The organism is Isoalcanivorax pacificus W11-5 (assembly GCF_000299335.2).
Taxonomy (GTDB): domain Bacteria; phylum Pseudomonadota; class Gammaproteobacteria; order Pseudomonadales; family Alcanivoracaceae; genus Isoalcanivorax; species Isoalcanivorax pacificus.
The window spans coordinates 2,800,046-2,825,909 of record NZ_CP004387.1 but is presented as its reverse complement, the minus strand read 5'-3'; the positions used below and the strand labels follow the sequence as shown (position 1 = coordinate 2,825,909).

The window sequence follows — 25,864 nt, the reverse complement described above, 5'->3', positions numbered from 1 at the left end:
AATGAGGGTATCGCTGTACCGGGCACTGCTGCCTGTTTTGTGTCTCCTGCCCCATCTGGCCCTGGCCCAGGCGGCACCCACCGGAGAGGTGGTGTCGCCGCCGCAGAGTCTGCTGGCCTCCATGGCCAAGGCTTACCGCAGCCTCAGCTACCAGGGCCGTTTTCTCTACATGTATGGCAACGAGCTGTCGACGCTGGAAGTGCGCCATGCGGTGATCGATGGCAATGAATTCGAACGCCTTACCCATCTGGATGGCCCGCTGGCGGAACTGATCCGCGAAGGCGATGAGGTCATCTGCATTCATCCCGATCGCAGCATGACGCGCCTGTCCGTGGGTGCGGGCCAGTCGCTGGCCCGTCTGTCGCTGCATGAGCGGCTGGCCACCAACCTGCCGCAACAGTACAACGTGCTGCTGGATGGTGATGGCCGCGTGGCCGGCCGTGCCGCGCTGCGCGTGCGCGTGAACCCGCTGGACAATCACCGTTACGGCTACCGCCTGTGGATCGACCGGGACAGCCGCCTGTTGCTGAAATCCGAGATGGTCGACAGTGGCGGTGTGGCACTGGAGCGGGTGGAATTCCTCGCCCTGGATCTGCAGCCATCGTTGACGCGGGAAGACTTCGCCGTGCCGGACGTACCCGTGCAGTACGCCATCGAATCCTTGCCGGAGCCGCTGCCGGGGCAGCCGACGCTGGAGGCGGGCTGGCTGCCGGCCGGTTTTGTCACCACGCAACGGGATCTGCGCCGCAGTGCGCCGCACCGTCTGCCGGTGGCGGCGATGGCCTACGGCGACGGGCTGGCGTCGTTCACGCTGTTCGTGCAGGCGATTCCGCCCGGCGTGATGGCCGAGCAGGGAGTCAGCCGGCTGGGACCGACGGTGGCGGTCAGCCGCCGGGTCGACAATGCCACGGGCAGTTTTCTGCTGACGCTGGTGGGTGAAGTGCCACAGGTTACCGCCGAGCGGGTGCTCGGTGAGGTGCGCCTCAACGGCCAGCCGATCACCGGGGCCGCGCAGTGATCGAAGAGACCGGCCGTGTCGTGGCAGTGGAGCCGGATGCGGTCTGGGTTGAGACACTGCGCCGCAGTGCCTGTGAAAGCTGCACCGCCCGCAACGGTTGCGGACACAAACTCCTCGACAGCGAACGTGCCGGCAGCCGCGCCAGGCTGCGTGTGCTGAATCCCGATATGGTGTTGTGCATAGGCGATCAGATCGTGCTCGGTATTCCCGAGGGCGCCCTGGTTCGTGGTGCCCTGATGATCTACCTGATGCCATTGCTGCTGCTGTTTGCCGGTGCGCTGCTGGGATCGCAGCTTTCCCTGAACCAGACCGACCTGTCTGCGCCGCTGGGTGTGGCCGGGCTGGCGGTCGGCTTCCTGATCAATCGCTGGTACAGTCAGAGCCGGGCCGCAGACCCGCGCCTGCAGCCGCATATCATGCGGCGCCTGTGTCCGGATCCTGCGGCGAAGATGGCGTCTCCTGCGGAATACTGATTCCGGCCTGCGCTGTCGCACACACGATTTTTTTCCGTCGGTGGCTTTCTGATACCACCACGGACCGGTCGGAGAGGCCGGTGTTCACCATTGACGACCAAGGGGGTTGAGTGATGACGCAGAGAGTCTTTGCACGCTGGGTGTTCGTGTTGCTGGCAGGTATGTTGATCAGTTGCGGACCGCAGTCCGGGCCGCAGGCCAATACCCTGCCTGATTTCACCAGGCTGGTGCAGGAGCAGGAACCGGCGGTGGTCAACATCTCCACCCTGCAGCGGGTGAGTGGTGTTGAAGGGCGTCTGCGCGGGCAGCAGGTGCCGGAATTCTTCCGCCATTTCTTCGAGGGCATGGAAGAGCAATTCGATGCTCCGCAACGGGATGCCGAATCGCAGGGCTCCGGGTTCATCATTTCCGAAGATGGCTACATCCTCACCAACTATCATGTGATCCGCGACGCCGACCGCATCCTGGTGCGTCTGCAGGATCGTCGCGAACTGGAGGCGGAGCTGGTCGGCCATGACCAGCAAAGCGATCTGGCGCTGCTGCACATCGAGGAAGACGACCTGCCGGTGGTCAAGATCGGCTCTTCCCGCGATCTGAAAGTGGGCGAATGGGTGCTGGCCATTGGCGCGCCGTTCGGCTTCGAGAGCACCGTGACGGCGGGTATCGTCAGCGCGCTGGGCCGCAGCCTGCCGAACGAGAACTATGTGCCCTTTATCCAGACCGACGTGGCCATCAATCCCGGCAACTCCGGTGGCCCGCTGTTCAATCTCGACGGTGAAGTGGTCGGCATCAATTCACAGATCGTGTCGCAGTCCGGCGGTTTTATGGGGCTGTCGTTCGCGATCCCGATCGACATGGCCATGGACGTGGTCCAGCAACTGCGCGAGGACGGCCGCGTGGCGCGTGGCTGGCTGGGTGTGTTGATCCAGGATGTGGACCGTGACCTGGCCGAGTCCTTCGGGCTGGACAAGCCTGCCGGTGCCCTGGTGGCACAGGTGATGAAGGATTCCCCGGCGTCCGCAGCCGGCCTTGAGGCAGGGGACGTGGTGATCAGTTTCAACGGCGAGACCATTGATCGCTCGCCGCAATTGCCGCATCTGGTGGGGCGTGTCGCGCCCGGCGCCGAGGCGACCATGGAGGTGGTCCGCGAGGGCAAGCGCAAGACATTGAAAGTCACCGTTGGTGAATTGCCGGAAGACATGCGTCAGGACGGCGGCAGCGAGCGCGGCGCGGCACCGCCAGCGGCCGCAGCGCCGCTGGGCCTGACGGTGGCGCCGCTGTCCGATACCGAGAAAGAGAAGCTGGGCCTGAGCCATGGCGTCAAAGTGACGGATGTGAAGCCGGGGCCGGCCGCCCGCGCCGGTATCCGGGCCGGCGACGTGCTGCGCACCCTGAACAACCTGGACGTGGAAAACCCGGCGGCGCTGACCGAGATCGTCGAGAGCCTGCCCACCAACAGCTGGGTGCCCGCGCTGGTGCAGCGTGGCGAGAACCCGCGCTTCATGGCGATCAGGATCGAGGAAGCGCCCTGAGGGCCGCTCGCAGCTGCCCCCCGGCACGATGGGAACCATCGCTCTGGGGGGCCAAATCCGCTATCATCGCGGCCCATCGTTTCCTGGCCCGGCGTGCTTTGTGACTGATATCAGCCATATCCGAAATTTCTCCATCATTGCCCATATCGACCATGGCAAATCGACCCTGGCGGACCGTTTTATCCAGGTCTGCGGCGGCCTGTCCGAGCGTGAGCTCAAGGAACAGGTGCTCGATTCCATGGACCTGGAGCGTGAGCGCGGTATCACTATCAAGGCGCAAAGCGTGACGCTCTACTACAAGGCGCGGAACGGCGAGACCTACCAGCTCAACTTCATCGACACCCCCGGCCACGTGGATTTCTCCTACGAGGTGTCGCGCTCGCTGTCTGCCTGCGAGGGCGCGCTGCTGGTGGTGGACGCGGCGCAGGGCGTCGAGGCGCAGTCGGTGGCCAACTGCTATACCGCCATCGAACAGGACCTGGAAGTGCTGCCGGTGCTGAACAAGATCGACCTGCCGCAGGTGGAGCCGGAGCGGGTGATCCAGGAGATCGAGGAGATCATCGGCCTGGATGCGCACGATGCCTGCCGCGTGTCGGCCAAGACTGGCCTGGGCATCGAAGACCTGCTTGAGCAGCTGGTTGAGCGTATTCCGCCACCGGTCGGCGAACGCGATGGCAAGCTGCAGGCGCTGATCATCGATTCCTGGTTCGACAACTACTTGGGCGTGGTATCGCTGGTCCGCGTCACACAAGGGCGCCTGAAAAAAGGCGACAAGATCCTGGTGAAATCCACCGGCCAGTCCCATTCCGTGGACCTGCTGGGTGTGTTCACCCCGAAACGCACCGAACGCACGGTGCTGGAAGCCGGCGAAGTGGGCTGGATCAGCGCCAGCATCAAAGAGATTCTCGGTGCCCCGGTAGGTGATACGCTGACCCATTCCAAAACCCCCGAGGTCGAGGCGCTGCCCGGCTTCAAGAAGGTCAAACCGCAGGTCTATGCCGGCATGTTCCCGGTCAGCGCGGACGACTACGAAAACTTCCGTGATGCGTTGTCCAAGCTGGCACTCAACGATGCCTCGCTGTTCTACGAACCGGAAACCTCCGACGCACTGGGCTTCGGCTTCCGCGTCGGCTTCCTCGGCATGCTGCACATGGAGATCATCCAGGAGCGGCTGGAACGCGAATACGATCTCGACCTGATCACCACGGCGCCCACGGTAGTCTATGAACTGCTGCTGGTGGACGGCACCGTGCTGCACGTGGATAACCCTTCCAAGCTGCCGGAATCGAACAAGGTCGAGGAATTCCGCGAGCCAATTGCCCGGGTAAATATCCTGGTGCCGCAGGATTATGTCGGCAGTGTGATCACGCTCGCCGTCGAACGGCGCGGTGTACAGAAGAATATGCAGTACCTGGGCAAGCAGGTGGCGCTGACCTACGACATCCCGATGGCCGAGGTGGTGCTGGATTTCTTCGACAAGCTGAAATCCTGCAGCCGGGGCTACGCCTCGCTGGACTACAGCTTCGACCGCTTCGAGCCCGCGAAACTGGTGCGGGTGGACGTGCTGATCAACGGCGAGCGGGTCGATGCACTGGCCATGATCTGTCACGCGGACCAGGCCATGTACCGTGGCCGTGTGCTGGTCGAGAAAATGAAGGACCTGGTGCCCCGGCAGATGTTCGATGTGGCCATCCAGGCGGCCATCGGCAGCAAGATCATTGCGCGGCAGACCGTCAAGGCGCTGCGCAAGAATGTGATCGCCAAGTGCTACGGCGGTGACGTCTCCCGGAAGAAGAAACTGCTGGAAAAACAAAAGGCCGGTAAAAAACGCATGAAGCAGGTAGGCAGTGTGGAAATTCCGCAGGAAGCCTTCCTCGCCGTACTCAAGGTGAGCGACTGATGGAAATTGATATTGGCTTCTGGCTGACCCTGGCCGTCTTCATCTCCGGCGTGATCTGGCTGCTGGACTGGAAATTCAAACTGCGCGAGCGGGGCGGCAAGGCGGTGAAGGAAACGGTGGAATTCACCAATTCCCTGCTGCCGGTGTTCTTCGTGGTGCTGGTGATCCGCTCGTTCGTGGTCGAGCCGTTCACCATTCCCTCCGGCTCCATGCTGCCGACGCTGGAAGTCAACGATTTCATCCTGGTGAACAAGTTCGCCTACGGTCTGCGGCTGCCGGTGACCAACACCCGTATCCTCGACCTGGGCGACCCGGAGCGCGGCGACGTGATGGTGTTCCGCTACCCGCTCAAGCCGGCGCAGAATTTCATCAAGCGCGTGGTCGGCGTGCCCGGCGACCGTATCAGCCAGCGCGGCGGCCAGCTGTATATCAATGGTGAGCCGCTGCCACGCGAGCAGATTGCCAGCGAGCGCATGGGCCGCCTGCAGGAAACCCTGTATGAAGAAACCCTGGGCGAGACGCGCCACCTGGTACGTCATGAAGCCGAGATCAATCCGTTCACCGGGGCGCTCATGTCGCGCAGCGAAGACAAGGACTGGGTGGTCGGCGAGGGCGAATACTTCATGGTCGGTGACAACCGGAACAACAGTAACGACAGCCGGTATTGGGGTATGGTGCCGGAAGACCATATCGTCGGTAAGGCATTCCTGATCTGGATGCACTGGCGGCCCGGCCTGTCACTGCCGAGCTTCTCCCGGAACGGCGCCATCGACAAGCTCGACGACGCCGACTAGCAGACTGTTGAAAAACAGCCTGCGCTGACGGCTCAACCAAGCCGTCAGCAAAATCAAGCGCGATAAGCGATTGATTTTTCGTGCCCATCTTTGCGGACCTGCGCCGCAAAGGTGGCTTGAAAAAGTCTCAAAGAGGCTTTTTCAACACCCTGCTAAGCACGCCGGCGCAGACCGGCGATCAGGCAACGATTGGAGGCGGTCTCATGACAACTTTTCCGTCCCGGATGCGTGGTGTGTCGGTGGCCGGCTGGATGGTCATCATCGTGCTGGCCGTGGTGCTGGGTACGGCGGCACTGCGGGTCATTCCGGCATACATGGAATACAGCACCATCAAGACCGCCATCAATGGCCTGCTCGCTGACAGCAAGGTCGGCCTGCAATCGGAAAACGAAATTCGCGCCACGCTGGACAAGCGCTTCAACGTCAACAACGTCAACGCCATCAGCGCCCGTGAACTGATGATCAGCAAGGACAGTGGCCTGCTGTATATCGGTTTTGATTACGAAGTGCGCGAACCGCTGTTTGGCAATGTGGACCTGATCCTGAGTTTCAAGCAGGATTTCGAGAAGCACATCCGCTGATATCCAACCCGGGTCATGACCGCGCCCGGCCCGACCGGAAGACGACATGACTGCCGTGGACCTCGCCAGGCTGTGCAAACGCCTGGGCTACCAGTTTCAGGACGAGCGCCTGTTGCAACAGGCGCTCACCCACCGCAGTGCCGACCGCCGTCACAACAATGAACGGCTGGAATTCCTCGGCGATGCCCAGCTCGGGCAGATTATCACGCGCTGGCTGTTCGACCATTTTCCCGAGGCCCGTGAGGGCCAGCTGACGCGCATGCGCTCGATCCTGGTGCGCGGCGCCATGCTGGCCGAGGTGGCCCGCGAGCTCGATCTCGGAGCCTGCCTGCTGCTGGGGGGCGGCGAGATGAAAAGTGGCGGCCACCGTCGTGATTCGATTCTTGCGGATGCCCTGGAGGCCGTGGTCGGTGCCCTGCTGCTGGAAGCCGGCGAGGAGGTCTGCCGGCGTATCGTGCTGGCATGGTTCGCGTCACGGCTGGCCGAGGTAACGCCACAGAACGCCGATAAGGACGCCAAGACCCGGTTGCAGGAGTGGCTACAGGCGCGCCAGCTGCCGCTGCCGGAGTACACTGTGCTGGACATCCGTGGCCAGGCACCGGACCAGCAATTCGACCTGCAATGTGCGCTGACCAGCCACGACCAGGCATTTACCGCCACGGGCAGCAGCCGCCGCCGCGCCGAACAGGACGCGGCCGCCGCCGCGCTGACCTGGCTTGAGGAACAGGCATGAGTACACCCGCCACCCGCTGCGGCGTGGTCGCCATCGTCGGCCGCCCGAACGTGGGCAAATCGACACTGATGAACCATCTGATCGGCCAGAAGATCAGCATTACCTCGCGCAAGCCGCAGACCACCCGGCACCGTATCCACGGCATTCTGACCCGCGACGACCACCAGATCATTTTCGCTGATACGCCCGGCATTCATCGTGGCGAAGACCGCGCGCTCAACCGCAGCATGAACCAGGCCGCCGTGTCGGCGCTGGCGGATGTGGACGTGGTCTGCTTCATGGTCGATGCGCTGAAATGGACCGAGGCGGATGAACATGTACTGTCCCTGCTGCGCCGTGTGAATGTGCCGGTGGTGCTGGTGGTGAACAAGGTCGATGCGCTGGAGGACAAGGAGCGGTTGCTGCCGCACCTGGCGTTTCTCGGCGAGCAGATGTCGTTTGCCGACGTGGTGCCGGTGTCGGCGCTCGGCGGGCATAACCTCAAGGCGCTGGAAACGACACTGGTGAAATATTTGCCGGAGGCCGAGTTCTGGTACGACGAAGACCAGATCACCGACCGCAGCCTGCGTTTCATGGCAGCGGAAATGATCCGCGAAAAAGTGTTCCGCCAGCTCGGCCAGGAACTGCCACACCAGATCACCGTGGAAGTGGAGCTGTGGGAAGACAGCCCCACGGTGACGAATATCGCGGCGGCCATTCTGGTGGAACGTCGCGGCCAGAAAAAGATCCTGATCGGCGCCGGCGGCGACCGCATCAAGAAAATCGGTACCGAGGCACGGCACGATATCGAAGCGCTGATCGAGCGCAAGGTCATGCTCACCCTGTGGGTGAAAATCCGTTCCGGCTGGTCCGATGACGAACGCGCCCTGCGTTCGCTGGGCTACGACTGAGCCGCGCCATGGCGGACAGGGGCTCGCCGCTGGAAACCGCCTGGGTGCTGCATGCCCGGCCCTATCGCAACAGCAGCCTGGTGCTGGACATGTTCAGTGCCGGCCGGGGCCGGCTTGGCGTGGTGGCGCGCGGCGGCCGCCGCAACCATCTTTTGCAGCCTTTTCGCCCGTTGCTGGTGAGTTTCACCGGGCGCGGTGAACTGCTGACTATCCAGCAGGTGGAAAGTGCCGGCAGTACCTTGCCGCTGGCTGGCCGTGCGCTGTACTGCGGCATGTACCTGAACGAATTGCTGGTGCGGCTGCTGCATCGCAACGACCCCCATCCCGGCCTGATGGCGCCCTACGAGGCGACCCTCCAGGCCCTGGCCACGGACGTGCCGGCGCAGGATGTCCTGCTGCGGCACTTCGAACTCGCCCTGCTGGATGAACTCGGCTACAGCTTTTCGCTCACCGAGGATGCCACCGGCATGCCCCTGCGCCCGCAGCAGGCTTATCGTTTTGATCCCGAACTGGGCCTGGTGCCCGCTGCCAGCGGCTGGCCCGGCAACGCCTTGCTCGCCATGGCCGCCGGTGACTGGCAGGACGACACCCGCCGCGTGGCCCGCGACCTGCTGCGCGCCGCGCTGGCGCCGCATCTGGGCAGCCGGCCGCTGGTGAGCCGGGAGCTGTTTCGGTAGCAATGTTTTATTGTGAGTACGATGTGTGTACAATTTTGGCCAAGCAGGTGCTCCAGAAGGAGCATCGGACACGGTGACGAACCCGTTGGGTTCAGGATGTGACACATGAGTGCGCAGACCGAAGGGGTAACCCGGAAAGACGAACGCCTGAATTTGCGGGTGGATGCCCGGACGAAGGCCATGCTGGTCAGGGCAGCGGAAATCAGCGGTGCCCGCCTGACGGATTTCCTGTTGCAGACCGCTCTCGATCGCGCGGACAGGCTACTCAGCCAGCCGCAGGTCACCAGGGTGAGTAATGAGGAATTCGTCCGGGTGCTGGACATGATCGAACATCCGCCTGCCCCGACGGATTATCTGGTTGCCGCCATGAAGCGGTTTGATTGATCTTTTCAGCCTTATCGGGCCAGGGACGGGAGAACCGATAAGTGACGGCTTCCTTTGTCATTGAATCATTCAGCCGCGCGCAACACGATCGCAGTGCGTTCGATTGCGGCGTGCCGGTGCTGAATCACTATATCCAGCGACAGGTATCCAGTGACATCCGCCGTAACCTGGCTCGCTGTACTGTTGCCGTGCGCGCTGAGCGCCCCACGCAACTGGCAGGCTACTACACGCTCTCGGCACACAGCGTTGAGGCTGATCTGCTGCCAGAATCATTGTCGCAATCCCCCTACCCGAGTGTGCCGGCGGTGCTGATTGGGCGTCTCGCGGTCTGCCAGTCCTGCCAGGGACAGGCTCTGGGGGTGCAACTGGTGGTCAGCGCCTTGCGCAAAAGCCTGCGGCTGCATGAAGAGCTGGGTATACAGCTCGTAGTCGTGGATCCCCTGGGGGAGGAAGTGGTGGCATTCTACGAGAGATTCGGGTTTCAGGAATTCAGCGGTGGCCGGCTGCTGCTGTCCCTCAAGACGGTAAAGCGGGCGTTGGCCGAATAGCTTTGGCGGCTGCCAGGCATCAAGTGAGCCGACGGCATACTGCCGACGGGGAAAGGCCGGTTTCGACAGTTTTGCGGGCATGAGCAATGGCCTGGACGTGGTGGGTTTCGCGTTCGCTCTCCCCGCCCTGCGACCGCTATACTGCTGAGCCTGACGGAAACCACCATAAGGTAGCTTGTCCATGCCCGTTCTTCTCGGCGTCAATATTGATCATGTGGCCACCCTGCGTCAGGCGCGAGGCACCCGTTATCCCGAGCCGGTGCAGGCAGCGCTGATTGCAGAACAGGCCGGGGCGGACGGCATCACCGTGCACCTGCGCGAGGATCGCCGGCATATCAATGATCGTGACGTGGCATTGTTGCTGCAGACAGCGCAGACGCGCATCAATCTGGAAATGGCCGCCACCGACGAGATGGTGGCGATTGCCACGCGCCTGAAGCCGCCGCACTGCTGTCTGGTGCCGGAGCGTCGCGAAGAGCTGACCACGGAAGGTGGCCTGGATGTGGCCGGCAACCTGTCACGCATGAAAGACGTTTGCGCGCAGTTGCGCGAGGCGGGTATCCAGGTGTCGTTGTTCATCGACGCGGAACCTGCGCAGATTGAGGCAGCGGTGGCCTGTGCCGCGCCGGCCATTGAAATCCACACGGGCCAGTACGCGGAAGCGGTGCATGCGGAGGACGCCCAGTCTGAGTTGCGCCGCATTCGTGAGGGGCTGGATCTGGCGCTGGAGAGTGGCCTGATCGTCAATGCCGGGCACGGCCTGCACTACCACAATACGGCGCCGATCGCGGCGCTGCCCGGTATCAATGAACTCAACATCGGCCATGCGATCATTGCGCGCGCGGTGCTTACCGGCCTGGACGAAGCGGTGCGCAGCATGCGTGCGCTGATCGATCAGGCCGCGCGGTACGGCGCATGATCGTCGGCATCGGTACGGACATTGTTTCGGTCGCCCGCATCGATGCGGCGTGGGCGCGCCGGGGCGAGGCGCTGGCGGAGCGGCTGCTGCACCCGGATGAACTGCGCATCCAGCGCGCGCATGCCACGCCGGTGCGCTGGCTGGCGAAGCGGTTCGCTGCCAAGGAAGCCTTGCTGAAAGCACTGGGCACAGGATTGCGCCAGGGGCTGCGCTGGACGGACATGGCGGTGCTGCCGGACGCGCTTGGCCGGCCGCAGGTGTTCTGGTCCGGCGCCGGTGCGGCGCGGCTGGGGCAGATCGGGAACTGCCGCACGCACGTGTCGATCAGTGATGAGCGCGATTACGTGCTGGCGTTCGCCGTGATCGAATCCGGCGCCTGAGTCAGCAGACGGTCGATTTCCTCCAGCAGCGTCTGTACGGCGGTATGGATATCCGCAGCGCTGGCGTGCGTCTTGAGTTTTTCCTCCAGTTGCCGTGCGGCCTGTTCGAGCCGTGGTGCGCCGCAATAGCGGGTGGCGCCATGCAGTTTGTGTACGGTTTCCAGCAGGGCGTCGCGGTGTTGCTGTGCGGCCAGCGCGCGAATCTGGGGGCCATCCTGGGCCAGGCTGGCGCGCAGCATGGTATGCATCTCGGCCGCCAGTGCCTCGCGGCCGCCGGCGCGGCGCAGTGCCAGTTCCGCGTCGAATACGGGACAGGCATCGAGGCTGACGCCGGGCGCCGGGCTGTCCGCTGGCGGGGACGGGGGGGCACCACGGAGGTCGCCGGCCTGATAACGCGGCACCCATTTTTGCAGCATATGGCGCAGGTGGCCTTCGCTGACCGGCTTTGACAGGTAATCGTCCATGCCGGCCTGCAGCAACTGTTGCCGTTCACTGGCCAGTGCATGCGCGGTGAGGGCGATGATCGGGGTGTGGCGTGCGTCAGCTTCCAGTGCGCGCAACTGGCGTGTTGCCTGCAGGCCATCCATGTCCGGCATCTGGATATCCATGAACACCAGGTCCAGCGGTTCGGCGGCAAACGCCTCGATGGCGTCGGCGCCGCTCTTGCAAGCGGTGACACGCACGCCCATTTCTTCCAGAAAGACCGTCGCCAGCCGCAGGTTGCCGGTGTGATCATCCACCACCATCACATGCAGGTCCGCCTCCCGCGGGCTGTCGTCACGCGGTCGTGGTGACACGTCTTCCTGGCCACTGAGTTCCAGCAGCGCATCGTACAGCCGCAGGCGCGTGGCGGGCTTGCCGAGGATACGGCACAGCGACGGCATGGCCGGAATGTCACGGCTGAGGCGGTCGGCCTGGTTGCACAGCACAACGACCGGTTTGCCGCGTCCCAGACACAACTGCTGCAGGCTGTCGTTCAGTGCCGCGCCCTGGTCATGGCCGGGCGACATGCCGATAACAATGAAATCTGCCGCTGGCAGCTCGTCGGCAGCCAGCGCACTGTGCAGGGCGTCCAGCGCCTGCAGGTTGGTCACTTCCATGCCCCAGGCGCGCAACATGTGGTACAGGCCCAGCCGGGCGTGTTCATTCTGTTCCACCAGCACCGCGCTGGCGCCACGGAAGGCGCGGAAACTGTCGGTCACCGGCGTATGCTCGTCGATTTCCACGCGCAGCGTGAACCAGAACGTGGCGCCGCGACCGGCGGTGCTGTCGACCCCGATCTCGCCGCCCATTTCCTCCACCAGCCGCTTGCTGATCGCCAGCCCCAGGCCGGTGCCACCGATGCGCCGTGCAGCACTCTGGTCAACCTGGGTGAACGCGCTGAACAGTTCCCGCTGCATGTCTTCGGTGATGCCGTTGCCGGTGTCCGTCACGGCGACCTTGATCGTCGCCATATGGTCGCGCTGTTCTTCCAGCATGGCGCGCACCACGACCGAGCCGCGCTCGGTGAACTTGATGGCGTTGTTGACCAGGTTGGTGAGTACCTGACGGATGCGCAGCGGATCGCCGAGCAGTTGCAGCGGCACATCGGAATAGATGATGGCCGCCTGCTCCAGGCTTTTTTCCTGCGCCAGCGGGGCGAGCATGGTCTGCACTTCCTCGATCAGGTCATGCAGATGCAGCGGCACGCGATCCAGGCTCAGTTTGCCGGCTTCGATCTTCGAAAAATCCAGAATGTCGTTGATGATCGCCAGCAGTGCTTCGGAGGATTTGCGGATGGTGCTGAGGTAGTCGCGCTGGCGCGGACTGAGGTCCGAACGCAGCAACAGGCGGGTGAAGCCGATGATGCCGTTCAGCGGCGTGCGAATCTCGTGGCTCATGTTGGCCAGGAATTCCGACTTGATCTGGCTGGCCTTGAGCGCCTGCTTGCGCGCCATGTCCAGTTCGATGTTCTGGATTTCGATGGTTTCCAGTGTCTCGCGCAGGTCTTCGGTGGCCTGGTCGACGTTCTGCTGCAGTTCCGTCTGCGCCTCTTCCAGCGAGGCGGCCATGCTGTTGATGGTATGTTCCAGCCGCCCCAGTTCGCCGCCGGCGCCGGTGTGCACACGGACACCGAGCTCGCCGTCGCGGATCTGCTCCAGGGTTTCGGTAAAGCGCTGCACCGGCGCGGTCATGCGCTGGCTGAAGCGCAGCGCCGGGATCAGTGCCAGGCCGATGATGCCGACGGTGGCCAGCACCAGCGTGAGCATGGTCTGCAGCATCTCGATGCGCTGGCGGCTGCTGGCGAACTCGACTTCGAGGACGCGCCCCGGCGCGAGCTGCTGACGCCAGCGCCAGTTTCCTTCCGTGGGAATCACGTCGGTGCCGGGGGCCAGCGTGGTGAACTCCAGGGCATCGGCATCCAGTGGCCGCATGCGCGGGCCGGCGTGAATGGCGGCATCGCCCTCGCGCAGCGTGGCGGCGCGGACATCCTGTTCCTCCAGCATGCCGCGCATCAGTTTCTGGTAGTCATCCAGGGTCGGTGCCTGCATGGCCTGGATGCGCGCCGCATAGCTGTCGACGATCAGCCGGTGCAGGTTCTGGGTATTGTCGCGGATGTCATCTACCCGGCTGCCGAACACGTAGCCACCCAGCGTCAGCGTGGCGATGATCGCCGGGATGGCGGTCAGCAGCAGAATGCGGGTGCGCAGATTGATATTGCTCATGGGCCTTCCGAGGCATCACCGGTCACCGGATTATGCCTGCCCCGGGCGGCCAGCGGCCAGCCGCCCGCTGGTGCCGTCGGCCCCTTCGGGTACAATGGCGCCCATGATTCAGACGGATGCGGTTATGGACTTTCCTGGTATCGAAAGCACGGTCGGCAATACGCCGCTGGTGCGCCTGAAACGCCTGCCCGGCGAGACCTCCAACGTGATTCTGGTGAAGCTCGAGGGCAACAACCCGGCCGGCTCGGTCAAGGATCGCCCGGCGTTGAACATGATCATGAAGGCCGAGGCACGCGGTGATATTCGTCCCGGCGACACCCTGATCGAGGCGACCAGTGGCAACACCGGCATTGCCCTGGCCATGGCCGCCGCCATGCGTGGTTATCGCATGAGGCTGATCATGCCTGCCAACCAGAGCCAGGAGCGCCGTGATGCCATGGCCGCCTACGGCGCCGAGCTGATCTCGGTGAGCAAGGAGGAGGGCATGGAAGGTGCCCGCGATCTGGCGCAGGCCATGCAGGCGCGTGGTGAAGGCAAGGTGCTGGACCAGTTCGCCAATCCGGACAACCCGCTGGCGCACTATGAGAGCACCGGGCCGGAAATCTGGCGCGACACGCACGGCCGCATCACGCACTTCGTGTCGTCCATGGGTACTACCGGCACCATCATGGGCGTCTCGAAGTACCTCAAGGAGCAGAACCCGGACGTGCGCATCATTGGCCTGCAACCCACCGATGGCGCCTCCATCCCTGGCATCCGCCGCTGGCCAAAGGAATACCTGCCCAGCATCTTCGATGCCAGCCGGGTCGACGAGGTGGTCGACATGGACCAGCAGACGGCCGAAGAGACCATGCGCCGTCTGGCCCGCGAAGAGGGCATCAGCTGTGGCGTGTCCTCCGGTGGCGCCGTGGCGGCAGCACTGCAACTGTCGCAGCGCGTCGAGCATGCCGTGATCGTGGCCATCGTCTGCGACCGGGGGGACCGTTATCTCTCCACCGGCGTGTTCAGCGCGCCCGGCAAGGCGGGTTGATGCACTGATGGGACGCAGAAGACGACACAAGCCGCTGCCGAAAGGCGAGTTCGCGGCGGACATTGCACGCCTGAGCCACGATGGCCGGGGCATCGCCCGTATCGAGGGCAAGACCACTTTTATCGACAATGCGCTGCCCGGCGAGCGCGTGCAGTTCCGCTACACCGGCCTGCACGGCAAGTTTGACGAAGGGCTGGCGGTGAGCATCCAGCAGGCCGCCCCGGAGCGCGCCGAGCCACCCTGCCAGCACGCCATGCTGTGCGGCGGCTGCAGCCTGCAGCATATGAGCTCCGAGGCGCAGATACAGATGAAGCAGGCGGTGCTGGCCGAGCAGCTGGATCACTTCGGTGGCCTGGTGCCGGACCAGTGGCTGCCGCCGCTGACCGGGCCGGTGACGGGCTACCGGGGCAAGGCGCGCCTGGGCGCGCGCTATGTCGACCCGCGCAATACCGCCCTGGTCGGGTTCCGGGAAAAACGCAATAAATTCCTGGCGGACATTGAGCGCTGCGAAGTGCTGGTGCCGGAAATCGGCCATTCGCTGATGGCGTTGCGGGAACTGGTCGGCGGGCTGGATGGCCGTTATCGCCTGCCGCAGATCGAGGTGGCGGCCGGCGATGACGTGATCGCGCTGGTGTTCCGTCATATGGACCCGCTGACACCGGCCGACCAGGCCGCCATCGTGACGTTCTGCCAGCAGCGTGGCTGGCACTGCTACCTGCAGCCGGGCAACGAGAGCACAGTACACCGGGTGTGGCCCACCGACGGTGAGGAACGCCTGTACTACCAATTGCCAGTGGATAACGTCTCGCTGGCCTTTCACCCTACGGACTTCACCCAGGTGAATGCGGTGATCAACCGCAAGATGGTGCCGCTGGCACTGGATTTGCTGGATATCTCCCCGGACCACCGGGTGCTGGACCTGTTTTGTGGCCTGGGCAATTTTACCTTGCCACTGGCGCGCCGGGCGCGGCAGGTGGTGGGCGTGGAGCTCAGCGAGGCGATGGTGCAGCGCGGTTACGAGAATGCACGCCGTAACGGTATGGAAAACCTGGCTTTTTACGCCTGGGACCTGAGCCAGGACGTGGCCGGTCAGGCCTGGGCTGCAGAGCGGTTCGACCGCATCCTGATCGACCCGCCGCGCGCCGGGGCCCTTGAAATGGTGCGCCTGATGCCCCAATTCGGGGCCGGTAAACTGGTGTATGTGTCCTGCAACCCGGCCACCCTGGCGCGGGATGCCGGCGAGCTCAGGCGCCTGGGCTACCGGCTGCGGGCGGCTGGCGTGATGGACATGTTCCCGCACACTACGCATGTGGAATCGATAGCCCTGTTTGAACGCACCTAGCATCACGCGTCAGACAGGCTCTGGGAGTATTTCATGGTCACTGTCCGCCGACAGGTACCTCTGGATGGTCAATACAGCGATCTGCCCGCCTGGCTTGACAGTGTGGCAGAGCGTTGCCACCTGCAGGATACCTCCGTGCTGGAGCGCGCCTGCGCCCGGGCGGAGGCCTGCGAGAAGGCCGGTGATCTGGCCGGCCGCCGCTGGCCCTACGGCATTGGCTGCTACCGCATTGGCCTGGAAATGGCCGAGATTCTGGCCGACCTGCACGCCGACGGCGAAGCGCTGCCGGCGGCGGTGCTGTACCGCGCCGTACGCGAAGGCCATCTTTCCCTGCTGGAAGTCGAACGCGAATTCGGCGAAACCATCGCCCGCATGGTCGAGGGTGTGCTGCGCATGGCGGCCATCAGCGCCGTGCTCAACCCGACCCGCAAGCCGGTGCTCGGGCAGCAGGAAGGCCAGCTCGACAACGTGCGCAAGATGCTGGTAGCGATGGTCGATGACGTGCGCGTCGCCTTGCTCAAGCTGGCCGAACGGACGGTGATCATTCGCGCGCTGAAGGACGGTGATGAAGAACGCCGCCTGAAAGTCTCGCGCGAGATTTTCGATATCTATGCGCCGCTGGCGCATCGTCTTGGCGTGGGCCAGCTCAAGTGGGAGCTGGAAGACCTGTCGTTCCGGTATCTGCAACCTGGCGCCTACAAGAAAGTCGCAAAGCTGCTGGATGAAAAACGCCTCGACCGCGAAGCCTATATCGTCAAGGTCATTGATGAACTGAAAGGGCACCTGAGCCGTTCCGGCATTCATGATGTGCAGGTGGACGGCCGCGCGAAACACATCTACAGCATCTGGCGCAAAATGCAGAAAAAGCACCTTGATTTCTACGAGGTGTACGACGTGCGCGCCGTGCGCATTCTGGTGCCGGAAGTACGTGACTGCTATGCCGCGCTGGGCGTGGTGCACTCGCTGTGGCAGCACGTGCCGAAAGAATTCGACGACTACATTGCCACGCCAAAGGAAAACGGCTACCAGAGCCTGCATACCGCCGTGGTCGGCCCGGACCGCAAGATGCTCGAAGTGCAGATCCGCACCTACGAGATGCACGACGATGCCGAACTGGGCGTGTGCGCCCACTGGCACTACAAGGAAGGCGCGCGCCGCCGCAAGGGGCAGGACGAACACAAGATCGCCTGGCTGCGGCAGGTGCTGGAATGGCACGACGAACTGGGCGAGGCCAGCGTCACCAACATGGTGGACGATTTCCGCGCACAGGATTCCAGTGAGCGGGTCTATGTGTTCACCCCGGATGGCCATGTGGTGGCCCTGGAAGCCGGCGCCACGCCTGTGGATTTTGCCTACCACATCCACACCGAAGTGGGGCACCGCTGCCGGGGCGCCAAGGTCAACGGCCATATCGTGCCGCTGCACTACCGCCTGAAAACCGGCGAGCAGGTCGAAATCCTCACCACCCGCGAAGGCGGCCCCAGCCGTGACTGGCTGACCGGCTCGCTCGGTTATGTGCGGACTTCCTCGGCGCGGGCGCGTATCCAGCAGTGGTTCAAGCGCCAGGATCGTGACACGCACATTGCCCAGGGCCGCGCCATTCTGGAAAAGGAAATGTCCCGGCTGGCGCTGGGCCAGGTGGACCTGGACAAACTTGCACCGCAGTTCAACCTGAAGACCGGCGAGGACGTACTGGCGGCGCTCGGTGCCGGCGACCTGCGTCCGGCGCATGTGGTCAATCAGGTGCAGGGCCTGCTGGAAGTGGACGCACCGCAGCAGGAACTGGAATTCGTGCCGCGCAAAGTCACCAAACGGCCCACCGACAGCAGCGACATCACCATCGAAGGTGTCGGCAACCTGATGACGCATATCGCGGCCTGCTGCCAGCCGATTCCGGGCGATTCGATCATGGGCTACATCACCCAGGGTCGGGGCGTGACCGTGCACCGCGCCGACTGCCCGAACCTGCTGTCGATGCAGGCGGATGATCCGCGCCGCGTGATCGAAGTGAGCTGGGGCCATGCCGATCGCATCAGTTACCCGGTGGATATTTTCGTGCGGGCCTGGGATCGCCAGGGGTTGCTGCGTGACCTGTTGTCGGTGCTGGCGAATGAACGTGTCAACGTCACTGCCGCGCACACCGAATCGCATCAGGACGACAATACCGCCACCATGCTGCTGACCATCGAAATCTCGACGCTCGGCAACCTGGGCAAAGTGCTGGCGCGCATGGACCAGTTGCCGGGTGTGCTTGAAGTGCGCCGCTACAAAAAATAACGGCTGTTCCAGGGAGTCTGTCATGGCGCAACAGCACATCATCGAAGACATGCTCGCGGTCATGGCGCGCCTGCGTGATCCCGAGCACGGTTGCCCGTGGGATCTGCAGCAGAATTTTTCCACCATTGCACCGTACACCGTCGAGGAAGCCTTCGAAGTGGCCGAGGCGATTGCCGCCGGCGACATGCACGGGTTGCGCGATGAACTGGGCGACCTGCTGTTGCAGGTGATCTTCCACGCCCGCTTGGCGGAAGAACAGGGCCTGTTCGATTTCAGCGACGTGACGCGCGGGCTGATCGACAAAATGATCCGCCGCCATCCGCATGTGTTCGGTGATCAGCAGGGCGCGTCCATCGCCCAGATCAAGGACACCTGGGAAGCCACCAAGGCGGCCGAACACGCGCAAGCCGGCAAGGCACGCAAGAGTGCGCTGGATGGGGTGCCGGAGGGTTTGCCGGCGTTGCAGCGCGCCGCCAAGTTGCAGAAGAAAGCCGCACGGGTCGGTTTCGACTGGCGTGATGTGCAGCCGGTGCTGGCGCAGGTGCGTGCAGAGCTGGATGAGCTGGAGGCCGCGATGCAAAGCGGCGTGGCGGAGGAGATCACGGATGAACTCGGTGACGTGCTGTTTTCCGTGGTCAACCTGTCACGGCATTTGAAAAACGATGCTGACATGAGCCTGCGTGGCGCCAGCCATAAATTCGAACGCCGCTTCCGCATGATGGAGCAAATGGCCGCAGAGCAGGGCCAGTCGCTGGATGACATGAACGTGGCAGCGCTGGAAGCGCTCTGGGTGGCTGCCAAGGCCCGTCTGAAATAATCCTCACCCCTCGCGTGACAGATCCACCACACGCCACAAATACCACGCCGCCGTAGAACGATACGGCCGCCAGGCTTCCGAGATGGCCAGCAAGGCCTTGGGCGCGGGCTGCGCCGGCAGGCCCTTCAGCAGGCGCCAGCCTTCGCGCACACCAAAGTCACCGGCCGGCATCACATCGGGCCGGTTGAGCGTGTGCATCAGCAGCATTTCCACCGTCCAGCGGCCCACGCCACGCAGTGTGGTCAGCCGTTCGATCAGGGCCTCGTCGTCCAGCCTGGCAGCCTGCGAGCGGGTGGGGATGACACCCCCGAGTTTGCCTTCGGCAATGCCCTGCAAGGTGGCGACTTTATTTGCCGACAGGCCGCAGGCACGCAGCGTGTCCACCGGTGTGGCGAGCAGCGCTGCCGGCTGCGGAAAACGTTCGCGTTTCCCGTACAGGGCCAGCAGGCGAGCGGTGATGGCCGCTGCGGCACGGCCATGCAGCTGCTGATAAATCACGGCGCGTGCCAGGGCTTCATACGGCGAGCGGCCATTGTCCGGCGTCAGACCACAGGGGCCGACACGACGAATCACCGGCAGCCAGTCGGGGTCGGCACGGCAAAGATGGCGTAACGCGGGGTCGGTCGGTAGTCGGGTCGCAGGCATCAGTGTTTTCCGGCTTCAGCGCGCGTGCACGCTCGTGATGAATGTCACATTTTATAATGACGCTATTTTCGGATTCTGCTAATTTTCCCTGTAACGGTATTTACCGTGTTGGGGATGGGCTCTCGGACGAGCACCAGAATAATAACAATAAGCGTTGGAGTTGCTCATGCCGTTTGGTTCCGGTCTGTACGGGCGTGTCTTGCTCGCCGGTTCTCTCTGCACTGCCATCCCTGCCGTGGACGCGGCCACCTTCCAGGTCACCGATGAAGCCACGCTGCGCCAGGCCATCATCGACGCCAACAGCCAGACTGGCCCGCACTTCATCGAATTCAAGGCGGATGTCACGCTGACAACCGCACTGCCACCGGTACTCAATTCCGTTACTTTCCAGGGTGGCAACCACGCGCTCAATGGCGCCGCAAGCCATCGTTTGCTGTTCATCGGCGCGGATGACAGTGCCGGTGGACCGCGCATTCTCGTGAACATCAATAATCTGCGTCTGACCAATGGCCTGGCGTCCGGCGGCGACGGTGCCGATGGTGGCGGTGGCGGTCTTGGTGCTGGCGGCGCGCTGTTTATCAACACGCGCGCCGATGTGGTGCTCAACAATGTCGGCCTGGACAACAACCGTGCTGAAGGCGGCGGTGGTGGCATCACTGCCGGTGGCGATGCGGGTGGCGGTGGCGGCCTGGGGGGCGACGGTGGCCAGGTGCATGGCGGCGGTGGCGGACTCGCTGGCCAGGGCGGGAATGGCACTGGCACCGCTGGTGGCGGTGGCGGCGCGCTGGCCGATGGCGGAGACGGCCTGGCCGACCAGGCGGGTGGCGGTGGTGGCCTTGCAGACGGCGGGTCGGGTGTGTCGCCCGGCGCAGACGGCAGCTGGGAACAACCCTGGCGCTCCGGTGATGCCGGCGACGGTGCGGCGGGCGGCCCGGGTGGCACGCAAGGGGGCGGTGGTGGTGCCGGCGGCGCTGGCAGTGGCGGCGGTGGCGGCGGTTTTGCCGGTGCGGAGGGTACGGCCGGCAACGGTGGTGCGGGCGGTACCCTGGGTGGTGGCGGCGGCGGGACGACCGGTGCAGGGGGCGCTGGCGGTTTTGCCGGCGGTGGCGGCGGGTCTGCGGCGGACGCAGGCGGCGCGGGCGGCTTCGGTGGGGGTGGCGGCGGAAGCGGCGCGGGTATCGGTGGTGCAGGTGGTTTTGGCGGTGGCGGTGGTGCCGGTGTCCAGGGCGGCGATGGCGGTTACGGTGGTGGCGGCGGTGCCGGTGGTACAGGTGGCCATGCGGGGACAGGCGCCGGCGCCGGGAGTGCCACGCAAGGTGGCGGTGGCGCCGGCCTGGGCGGCGCGATCTTTGTTGCTGAAGGGGGCGTGCTGACGGTGGGCGGCAGCACCTCGGTCAACGGTGGCAGTGTGGTGGCCGGCAGCGGCGCGCATAACGGCAGCGCCGCCGGGAGCGGACTGTTTCTGCAAGGCTCCGGCAACCTCTCCGTGCGCGGGCCGGCCGATGGCAGCCTGATCATTGCAGACGATATTTCGGATGCCGTCGGCGCCGGCCTCGCGGGCGCGAACGATTATGACCGCTGGAACCTGATCATCAGCGGCGCGGACATCAATGGCCGCGTGGTGCTGTCGGGTGACAACCGCTACAGCGGCGATACCTATGTGTCCGACACGACGCTGATGGTGGCTGAAGATCGCAATCTTGGCGGCAGCCTCGGCATGGTGGTGCTGGACAACGGCGGGCTGGCCATGGGCGACGGCTTTACCCTGACACGCGACGTGCTGGTCAATGCGCGCGGCGGTGTGCTGGGTGTGGACAGCGGCCAGACCGCCACGCTGAACAGCAATCTGTATGGCGACGGCGGCGTGCGCAAGGAAGGCGCTGGTGATCTGGTGCTGGCGGTGGACACGGCCTTCCAGGGCAACTGGGTGGTGGGCGATGGCCATCTTGTGATCGATCGTGATGCGCGGCTGGGCAATTCGTCGCTGTTACTCGACGGGGGCGGCCTGCGCTTCAGTGCGGCCTTCGATGACCTGCGCACCGTGACGGTAACGGATAAAGGCGGCGTGCTGGATGCCGGCGGGCACGCCGTGCGTCTGGAGAACGGCCTGTTCGGCACCGGCGATGTGACCTATACCGGCGGCGGCCAGTTCACCGTCACCGGCGTGGTGGGCCATTCGGGGAATACGGTGATCAGCAACGCCACGACGCTGTCGGGTGGCGTTGGCTCAGGCTCGCTGATTCTGGGCAGTGATGCCGTGTACAACCTCGACGGCCAGGATCGTCAGGTGCGTGATATTCAGGGCAGCGGCACCGTCCATCTGGATGACGGCCATCTCCTGACACTGATGGCGGAATTTGATCCGGACAACCCTGACATCCTGTTTGACGGCACGCTGACCGGCACCGGCGGGCTGGTGATGGCCGGTGTGGCCGAGAGTGTCATGCGCTTGAGCGGAACCAACACCTACAGCGGCGGCACACGTCTGGTCAGCGGTCAGTTAACCGTGTCCGCTGATGAGAACCTGGGGACCGGCGGCGTGACCTTTGCCGGCGGCACCCTGCTGTTCGACACGGATGCCACCACCCAGCGGGACTATGTCATGGCGGGTGGCGGCACACTGGCCCAGCGCGGCGGCACGCTGGAGGTGAGTGGGGTGATTTCCGGCGCCGGTGATCTGACGCTCACTGGTGGTACCACCATTTTCAGCAACGCCAACACCTTTCAGGGCGACACCATCGTCAAAGGCGCGAACTCGCTGCTCGGATTGCGCACGGGCGCCAGCATCGGCGATGGCAACCTGGTGCTGTCGGAACTCGGCGGCCTGCTGTTGCTGGGCAACACCGCCGACCTGCAAACGGTGATCCTGCAATCCGGCGGCGGCACCATCCATACCAACGGTTTCGAAGTGGTATCCCAGGGCGGCATCATCGGCAGCCAGCCCGACGACCGTCTGGTAAAGGACGGCCTCGGCACGCTGGTGCTGGCCGGCACCAGCCAGTACCAGGGCGGCACGGATATCCGCGCCGGCGTGTTGCAGGTGGGGCAGGGCGGGCTGGACGGTTCGCTGGCAGGCCACGTCACTATCGCCCAGGACGCCTGGCTGGACATCAACCGTGCCGGCACCCTGGCGCTGGATGGCGTGATCAGCGGTGCCGGCGCAGTGCGCAAGACCGGCACCGGCACACTGCAGTTGACCGGGGGCCATATCAACCTGTTCCAGGGTGGTCTGCACGTGCAGCAGGGCTATGTTGGCTTCGACAGCGCCGGGCTGCTCGGTCTGTCGCCCGTCAGCCTGGATGGCGGTGGCCTGTTGTTCGGTAGCGATCTTGCCGCCAGCCTGGATATTGCCGCCGGTCACGGCGAATTGGTGGTGGACGCCGGCAATACGTTTGCGCTGTTGGGTGATACCGCCGGTCCCGGCATGCTGGAAAAAAGTGGCCAGGGCACGTTGCTGATCAGCGGCGTGGCGGCCCATGACGGTGGCACGCAGGTATCGGCGGGCACCTTGCAGGTGGGCGATGGGCTGCGCGGCACGCTGGCCGGTGATGTGGATGTCGCCGCCGGGGCCACCTTGGCGTTTGGCCGCGCGGACCTTTCCGCATACCAGCACCGGGTCAGCGGTGACGGCGCGCTGGTGATGCGTGGCACAGGGGAACTGGTGCTGACCTCCGCGCAGGCCTATACCGGCGGCACCCGGGTGGAAGCCGGTACGCTGCGCATCGGCATGGGCGGTACCAGCGGCAGTATTCTCGGCGACGCGGTGATCGACAGTGGCGCGCGGCTGGTTTTCGATCGCAGTGACGATGTGCTGTTCAGCGGCGATCTCAGCGGCGACGGGCAATTGATCACCACCAGCGCCGGCACGCTGATCCTCACCGGTGCCGCCACGCACAGCGGCGGCACGCAGGTGGCCGGCGGTGGCCTGCAAATCGGTGACGGGGGAACGGATGGCAGCCTGGCCGGCGACGTGCAGCTGTTCAATGGCACCCGGCTGCTGCTCAATCGCAGCGACATGCTGGCACTGACCGGCGACATCAGTGGGGCAGGCGGGCTCTGGCAAGTGGGCGCCGGCACCACGCAGCTCAGTGGTAACAACACCTTTACCGGCGACGTCCGCGTGCGCGATGGACGGCTGGCGGCCGATGCCGACAGCCGTCTTGGCGGCGGGGAACTGATCCTCGACGGCGGTGCCTTTGCCTGGTCACAGGCGTTCAATGATTTGCGCGGCGTGCGCCTCACGTCGGCCGGCGGCACGCTCGATACCAACGGTTTTGATGTGCAGTACGGCCAGATCATCAGCGGCAGCGGTGATTTCACCAAAGCCGGCCAGGGGGTATTGGCACTGACCGGCGTGCTGGCCGCCGCGCAGACCCGTGTCAGTGGCGGTGAGCTGCGGGTCGGCGTGGGCGGCACCCAGGGCACCCTGCTCGGCGACGTGCAGATCGACACCGGTGCGGCGCTGGGTTTTGAACGCAGTGATCCGTTCAATTTTGCCGGCGTGGTGCGCGGTGATGGAGCGCTGCACCAGCGCGGTAGCGGCAGCCTGTTCCTGACCGGTGACAGCCTGCTGTTCAACGGCGACACAACCGTGCATGACGGCCGGCTCTATCTGGATGGCGTACTTGGCGGTGACATGCGGGTGCAGGGCGGCACCCTGCTGGGCAATGGCCGCCTCGGCGGCGATCTGGTGATCGCCAGCGGCGGCACACTGGCCGCCGGTGCATCGGTAGGCAGCCTGCGGGTGGACGGCGACCTGGGCTTTGATCCCGGCAGTGTCTGGCAAGTGGATGTGCGCGCCGACGGCACGGCGGATTATCTGTCGGTGGGCGGCACGGCGACGCTGGCCGGCGATGTCCAGATACTGGCCGGGGGCGGTGGTGACTATGTGGATGGCAGCGTTTATCGACTGCTGGACGCCGACGACGTGGAAAACACCTTCGATAATCTCAGTACCGATCTGGTGTTCCTGACGCCGACCCTGCGCTACGGCGACGATTTCGTCGAGCTGGTTCTGGGCCGCAACAGCACCTCCTTTACGCAGATTTCCCTGACCCGCAACCAGCAGGCGGTCGCGGGCGCCCTCGACCAGATGGACCCGGCGCATCCGGTGACTGCTTATGTCTCCGGCCTGAACGCGAGCGGCGCCCGCGATGCCTACGACGGCCTCAGCGGCGACACCTTGCTGGCGGGCCTGACCACCGGCGCTCGTGTTGGTCGCCAGTTCAGCGATCACCTGCAACAGCGCACCAGTCGCCTCGGTGTCGCGTCACGCGGTCGCGTCGAGCAGCAGTTGCAACAGAACCTGCAAATGCTGGCGGGCAACGCACCCGTGATTGCCGAACCACTGCCTGCCGCAAACGGCCCCGTGCGTCCACTGGAAGGCGTCTGGGTGCAGGCCCAGCAACTGCAGATTCGGGAAAAAGGCGACCAGGGTATCGGTAACCCGGACCTGACCGTGGATGGCCAGATGCTCACCGCCGGCCTGGACGGCTACTGGCGTGACGACCTGATCGTCGGCGCCGCCCTCGGCATTACCGACGGCGACCTGAGCTTCGGCGACCGGCGCGCCAGCGGCGAGCTGTCGGGTTGGCAGGCAGGGTTATACAGCCGCTGGGACAGCGGCGGCGCACTGCATCTGAAAGCCGCGCTCAACCACGGCGAAACCGAACTGGATCAGCGCCGTACCACGCCACCGGGTGGTGACGCGGCCATCGCCGAGAGCACCGTCACCGGCACCCGGCTGGCCATCGAAGCCGGCCTGGGGCTGCATGCCGGCAACTACGGCCTGCGGCCGTTTGCCGCACTGACCCTGCAGCGCATGCAGCGTGATGGCTTCAGCGAACAGAGTGGTGGCGATGCCGGCCTGCAAGTGGCCGACGGCGATTACGACAACGGCGAAATCGGCCTGGGCCTGGAAGTGTCCCGGCCCTGGCTGCTGGGCGACGAACGCTGGGCGCAATTGCAGGGCGGCCTGTCGCTGATCAAACCGTTCGGCGACACGCGCCTGACGCAGCGCACCAGCTTCCTCGGCACCGGCGTGCCGTTCAGTGTCAGCGCCAGTGATGCGGGCGCGCTGGAAATGGGGCTGACCGCCGGCGGTGAAGTGTACCTGGCCAAAGGTGTGTCGCTGTGGGCCGGCTATCAGGGCCGCTTCGGCGACACCCTGGAAGAACACAACGCGCTGTTGAGCTTCAACGTGCGCTGGTAACGAAAAAA

At 64.5% G+C, this 25,864-nt stretch carries 20 protein-coding genes; 18 read left to right on the top strand and 2 right to left on the bottom strand.

What is annotated here, in order from left to right:
• Nucleotide 1 precedes the first annotated feature (1 nt).
• From S7S_RS12510 to acpS, 13 genes are all read left to right on the top strand, one after another.
• Nucleotides 2-1,018 carry a MucB/RseB C-terminal domain-containing protein gene (locus S7S_RS12510; protein WP_008738786.1) on the top strand — a complete coding sequence of 339 codons (1,017 nt, stop codon included), beginning with the start codon at nt 2-4 and terminating at the stop codon, nt 1,016-1,018.
• The gene (locus tag S7S_RS12505; protein WP_008738787.1) at nt 1,015-1,491 is read left to right on the top strand and encodes a SoxR reducing system RseC family protein; all 477 of its coding nucleotides are present in this window, start codon (nt 1,015-1,017) and stop codon (nt 1,489-1,491) included. Before S7S_RS12510 ends, S7S_RS12505 begins: the two co-directional genes overlap by 4 nt.
• A 113-nt stretch (nt 1,492-1,604) precedes the next feature.
• On the top strand, nt 1,605-3,023 hold the full coding sequence (locus tag S7S_RS12500; protein WP_008738788.1) for a DegQ family serine endoprotease: 1,419 nt from the start codon (nt 1,605-1,607) through the stop codon (nt 3,021-3,023).
• Between the two features lie 100 nt (nt 3,024-3,123).
• Entirely contained in the window at nt 3,124-4,923 is a 1,800-nt protein-coding gene (gene lepA, locus S7S_RS12495) for a translation elongation factor 4 (RefSeq protein ID WP_008738789.1), read from the top strand.
• Entirely contained in the window at nt 4,923-5,717 is a 795-nt protein-coding gene (gene lepB, locus S7S_RS12490; protein WP_008738790.1) for a signal peptidase I, read from the top strand. Before lepA ends, lepB begins: the two co-directional genes overlap by 1 nt.
• Before the next feature lie 203 nt (nt 5,718-5,920).
• Nucleotides 5,921-6,298, top strand: coding sequence for a DUF4845 domain-containing protein (locus S7S_RS12485; RefSeq protein WP_144401657.1), 378 nt, complete (start codon nt 5,921-5,923; stop codon nt 6,296-6,298).
• 46 nt (nt 6,299-6,344) lie between these two features.
• A complete protein-coding gene (rnc, locus tag S7S_RS12480) occupies nt 6,345-7,031 on the top strand; it encodes a ribonuclease III (protein ID WP_008738792.1) in 687 nt (228 codons plus the stop codon).
• Nucleotides 7,028-7,921, top strand: a complete 894-nt coding sequence (gene era / locus S7S_RS12475) for a GTPase Era (RefSeq protein WP_008738793.1) — start codon at nt 7,028-7,030, stop codon at nt 7,919-7,921. The genes rnc and era overlap by 4 nt, the downstream gene beginning before the upstream one ends.
• A gap of 8 nt (nt 7,922-7,929) precedes the next feature.
• Nucleotides 7,930-8,598, top strand: coding sequence for a DNA repair protein RecO (gene recO, locus S7S_RS12470; protein ID WP_008738794.1), 669 nt, complete (start codon nt 7,930-7,932; stop codon nt 8,596-8,598).
• 105 nt (nt 8,599-8,703) lie between these two features.
• Nucleotides 8,704-8,982 (top strand): type II toxin-antitoxin system TacA family antitoxin, encoded by a 279-nt coding sequence (locus S7S_RS12465; RefSeq protein ID WP_008738795.1) that lies wholly within the window; start codon nt 8,704-8,706, stop codon nt 8,980-8,982.
• A gap of 41 nt (nt 8,983-9,023) precedes the next feature.
• Nucleotides 9,024-9,530, top strand: a complete 507-nt coding sequence (locus S7S_RS12460; protein WP_008738796.1) for a GNAT family N-acetyltransferase — start codon at nt 9,024-9,026, stop codon at nt 9,528-9,530.
• Nucleotides 9,531-9,711: 181 nt separating this feature from the next.
• Nucleotides 9,712-10,449 (top strand): pyridoxine 5'-phosphate synthase, encoded by a 738-nt coding sequence (gene pdxJ, locus S7S_RS12455; RefSeq protein ID WP_008738797.1) that lies wholly within the window; start codon nt 9,712-9,714, stop codon nt 10,447-10,449.
• Nucleotides 10,446-10,829 (top strand): holo-ACP synthase, encoded by a 384-nt coding sequence (gene acpS, locus S7S_RS12450; RefSeq protein ID WP_008738798.1) that lies wholly within the window; start codon nt 10,446-10,448, stop codon nt 10,827-10,829. The genes pdxJ and acpS overlap by 4 nt, the downstream gene beginning before the upstream one ends.
• Here the strand turns inward: acpS and S7S_RS12445 are convergent.
• Nucleotides 10,790-13,534 (bottom strand): response regulator, encoded by a 2,745-nt coding sequence (locus S7S_RS12445; protein ID WP_008738799.1) that lies wholly within the window; start codon nt 13,532-13,534, stop codon nt 10,790-10,792. The genes acpS and S7S_RS12445 overlap by 40 nt on opposite strands.
• A 124-nt stretch (nt 13,535-13,658) precedes the next feature.
• On the opposite strand from S7S_RS12445, the gene cysM reads away from it, so the two are divergent.
• The 4 genes from cysM to mazG are packed head-to-tail and all read left to right on the top strand — an operon-like array spanning nt 13,659 to nt 19,000.
• Entirely contained in the window at nt 13,659-14,564 is a 906-nt protein-coding gene (gene cysM / locus S7S_RS12440) for a cysteine synthase CysM (protein WP_008738800.1), read from the top strand.
• A 7-nt stretch (nt 14,565-14,571) separates the two neighbouring features.
• Nucleotides 14,572-15,906: a 23S rRNA (uracil(1939)-C(5))-methyltransferase RlmD gene (gene rlmD, locus S7S_RS12435; protein ID WP_008738809.1), complete on the top strand. Its 1,335-nt coding sequence runs from the start codon at nt 14,572-14,574 to the stop codon at nt 15,904-15,906.
• Nucleotides 15,907-15,939: 33 nt separating this feature from the next.
• Entirely contained in the window at nt 15,940-18,183 is a 2,244-nt protein-coding gene (gene relA / locus S7S_RS12430; RefSeq protein ID WP_008738812.1) for a GTP diphosphokinase, read from the top strand.
• Nucleotides 18,184-18,205: 22 nt separating this feature from the next.
• On the top strand, nt 18,206-19,000 hold the full coding sequence (gene mazG, locus S7S_RS12425; protein ID WP_008738814.1) for a nucleoside triphosphate pyrophosphohydrolase: 795 nt from the start codon (nt 18,206-18,208) through the stop codon (nt 18,998-19,000).
• A 3-nt stretch (nt 19,001-19,003) separates the two neighbouring features.
• Here the strand turns inward: mazG and S7S_RS12420 are convergent, their stop codons facing one another.
• Entirely contained in the window at nt 19,004-19,645 is a 642-nt protein-coding gene (locus tag S7S_RS12420) for a DNA-3-methyladenine glycosylase family protein (protein ID WP_008738817.1), read from the bottom strand.
• Nucleotides 19,646-19,811: 166 nt separating this feature from the next.
• Between S7S_RS12420 and S7S_RS20125 the strand changes: the two genes are divergently transcribed.
• Nucleotides 19,812-25,856 (top strand): autotransporter-associated beta strand repeat-containing protein, encoded by a 6,045-nt coding sequence (locus S7S_RS20125; protein WP_052269255.1) that lies wholly within the window; start codon nt 19,812-19,814, stop codon nt 25,854-25,856.
• The last annotated feature ends 8 nt before the right edge of the window (nt 25,857-25,864 follow it).

Coding starts and splice junctions, on each gene's coding strand:
- S7S_RS12510 (WP_008738786.1), top strand. CDS start 2: ATGAGGGTATCGCTGTACCGGGCACTGCTGCCTGTTTTGTGTCTCCTG.
- S7S_RS12500 (WP_008738788.1), top strand. CDS start 1,605: ATGACGCAGAGAGTCTTTGCACGCTGGGTGTTCGTGTTGCTGGCAGGT.
- lepB (WP_008738790.1), top strand. CDS start 4,923: ATGGAAATTGATATTGGCTTCTGGCTGACCCTGGCCGTCTTCATCTCC.
- S7S_RS12485 (WP_144401657.1), top strand. CDS start 5,921: ATGACAACTTTTCCGTCCCGGATGCGTGGTGTGTCGGTGGCCGGCTGG.
- rnc (WP_008738792.1), top strand. CDS start 6,345: ATGACTGCCGTGGACCTCGCCAGGCTGTGCAAACGCCTGGGCTACCAG.
- era (WP_008738793.1), top strand. CDS start 7,028: ATGAGTACACCCGCCACCCGCTGCGGCGTGGTCGCCATCGTCGGCCGC.
- recO (WP_008738794.1), top strand. CDS start 7,930: ATGGCGGACAGGGGCTCGCCGCTGGAAACCGCCTGGGTGCTGCATGCC.
- S7S_RS12465 (WP_008738795.1), top strand. CDS start 8,704: ATGAGTGCGCAGACCGAAGGGGTAACCCGGAAAGACGAACGCCTGAAT.
- pdxJ (WP_008738797.1), top strand. CDS start 9,712: ATGCCCGTTCTTCTCGGCGTCAATATTGATCATGTGGCCACCCTGCGT.
- acpS (WP_008738798.1), top strand. CDS start 10,446: ATGATCGTCGGCATCGGTACGGACATTGTTTCGGTCGCCCGCATCGAT.
- S7S_RS12445 (WP_008738799.1), bottom strand. CDS start 13,534: ATGAGCAATATCAATCTGCGCACCCGCATTCTGCTGCTGACCGCCATC.
- cysM (WP_008738800.1), top strand. CDS start 13,659: ATGGACTTTCCTGGTATCGAAAGCACGGTCGGCAATACGCCGCTGGTG.
- rlmD (WP_008738809.1), top strand. CDS start 14,572: ATGGGACGCAGAAGACGACACAAGCCGCTGCCGAAAGGCGAGTTCGCG.
- relA (WP_008738812.1), top strand. CDS start 15,940: ATGGTCACTGTCCGCCGACAGGTACCTCTGGATGGTCAATACAGCGAT.
- mazG (WP_008738814.1), top strand. CDS start 18,206: ATGGCGCAACAGCACATCATCGAAGACATGCTCGCGGTCATGGCGCGC.
- S7S_RS12420 (WP_008738817.1), bottom strand. CDS start 19,645: ATGCCTGCGACCCGACTACCGACCGACCCCGCGTTACGCCATCTTTGC.
- S7S_RS20125 (WP_052269255.1), top strand. CDS start 19,812: ATGCCGTTTGGTTCCGGTCTGTACGGGCGTGTCTTGCTCGCCGGTTCT.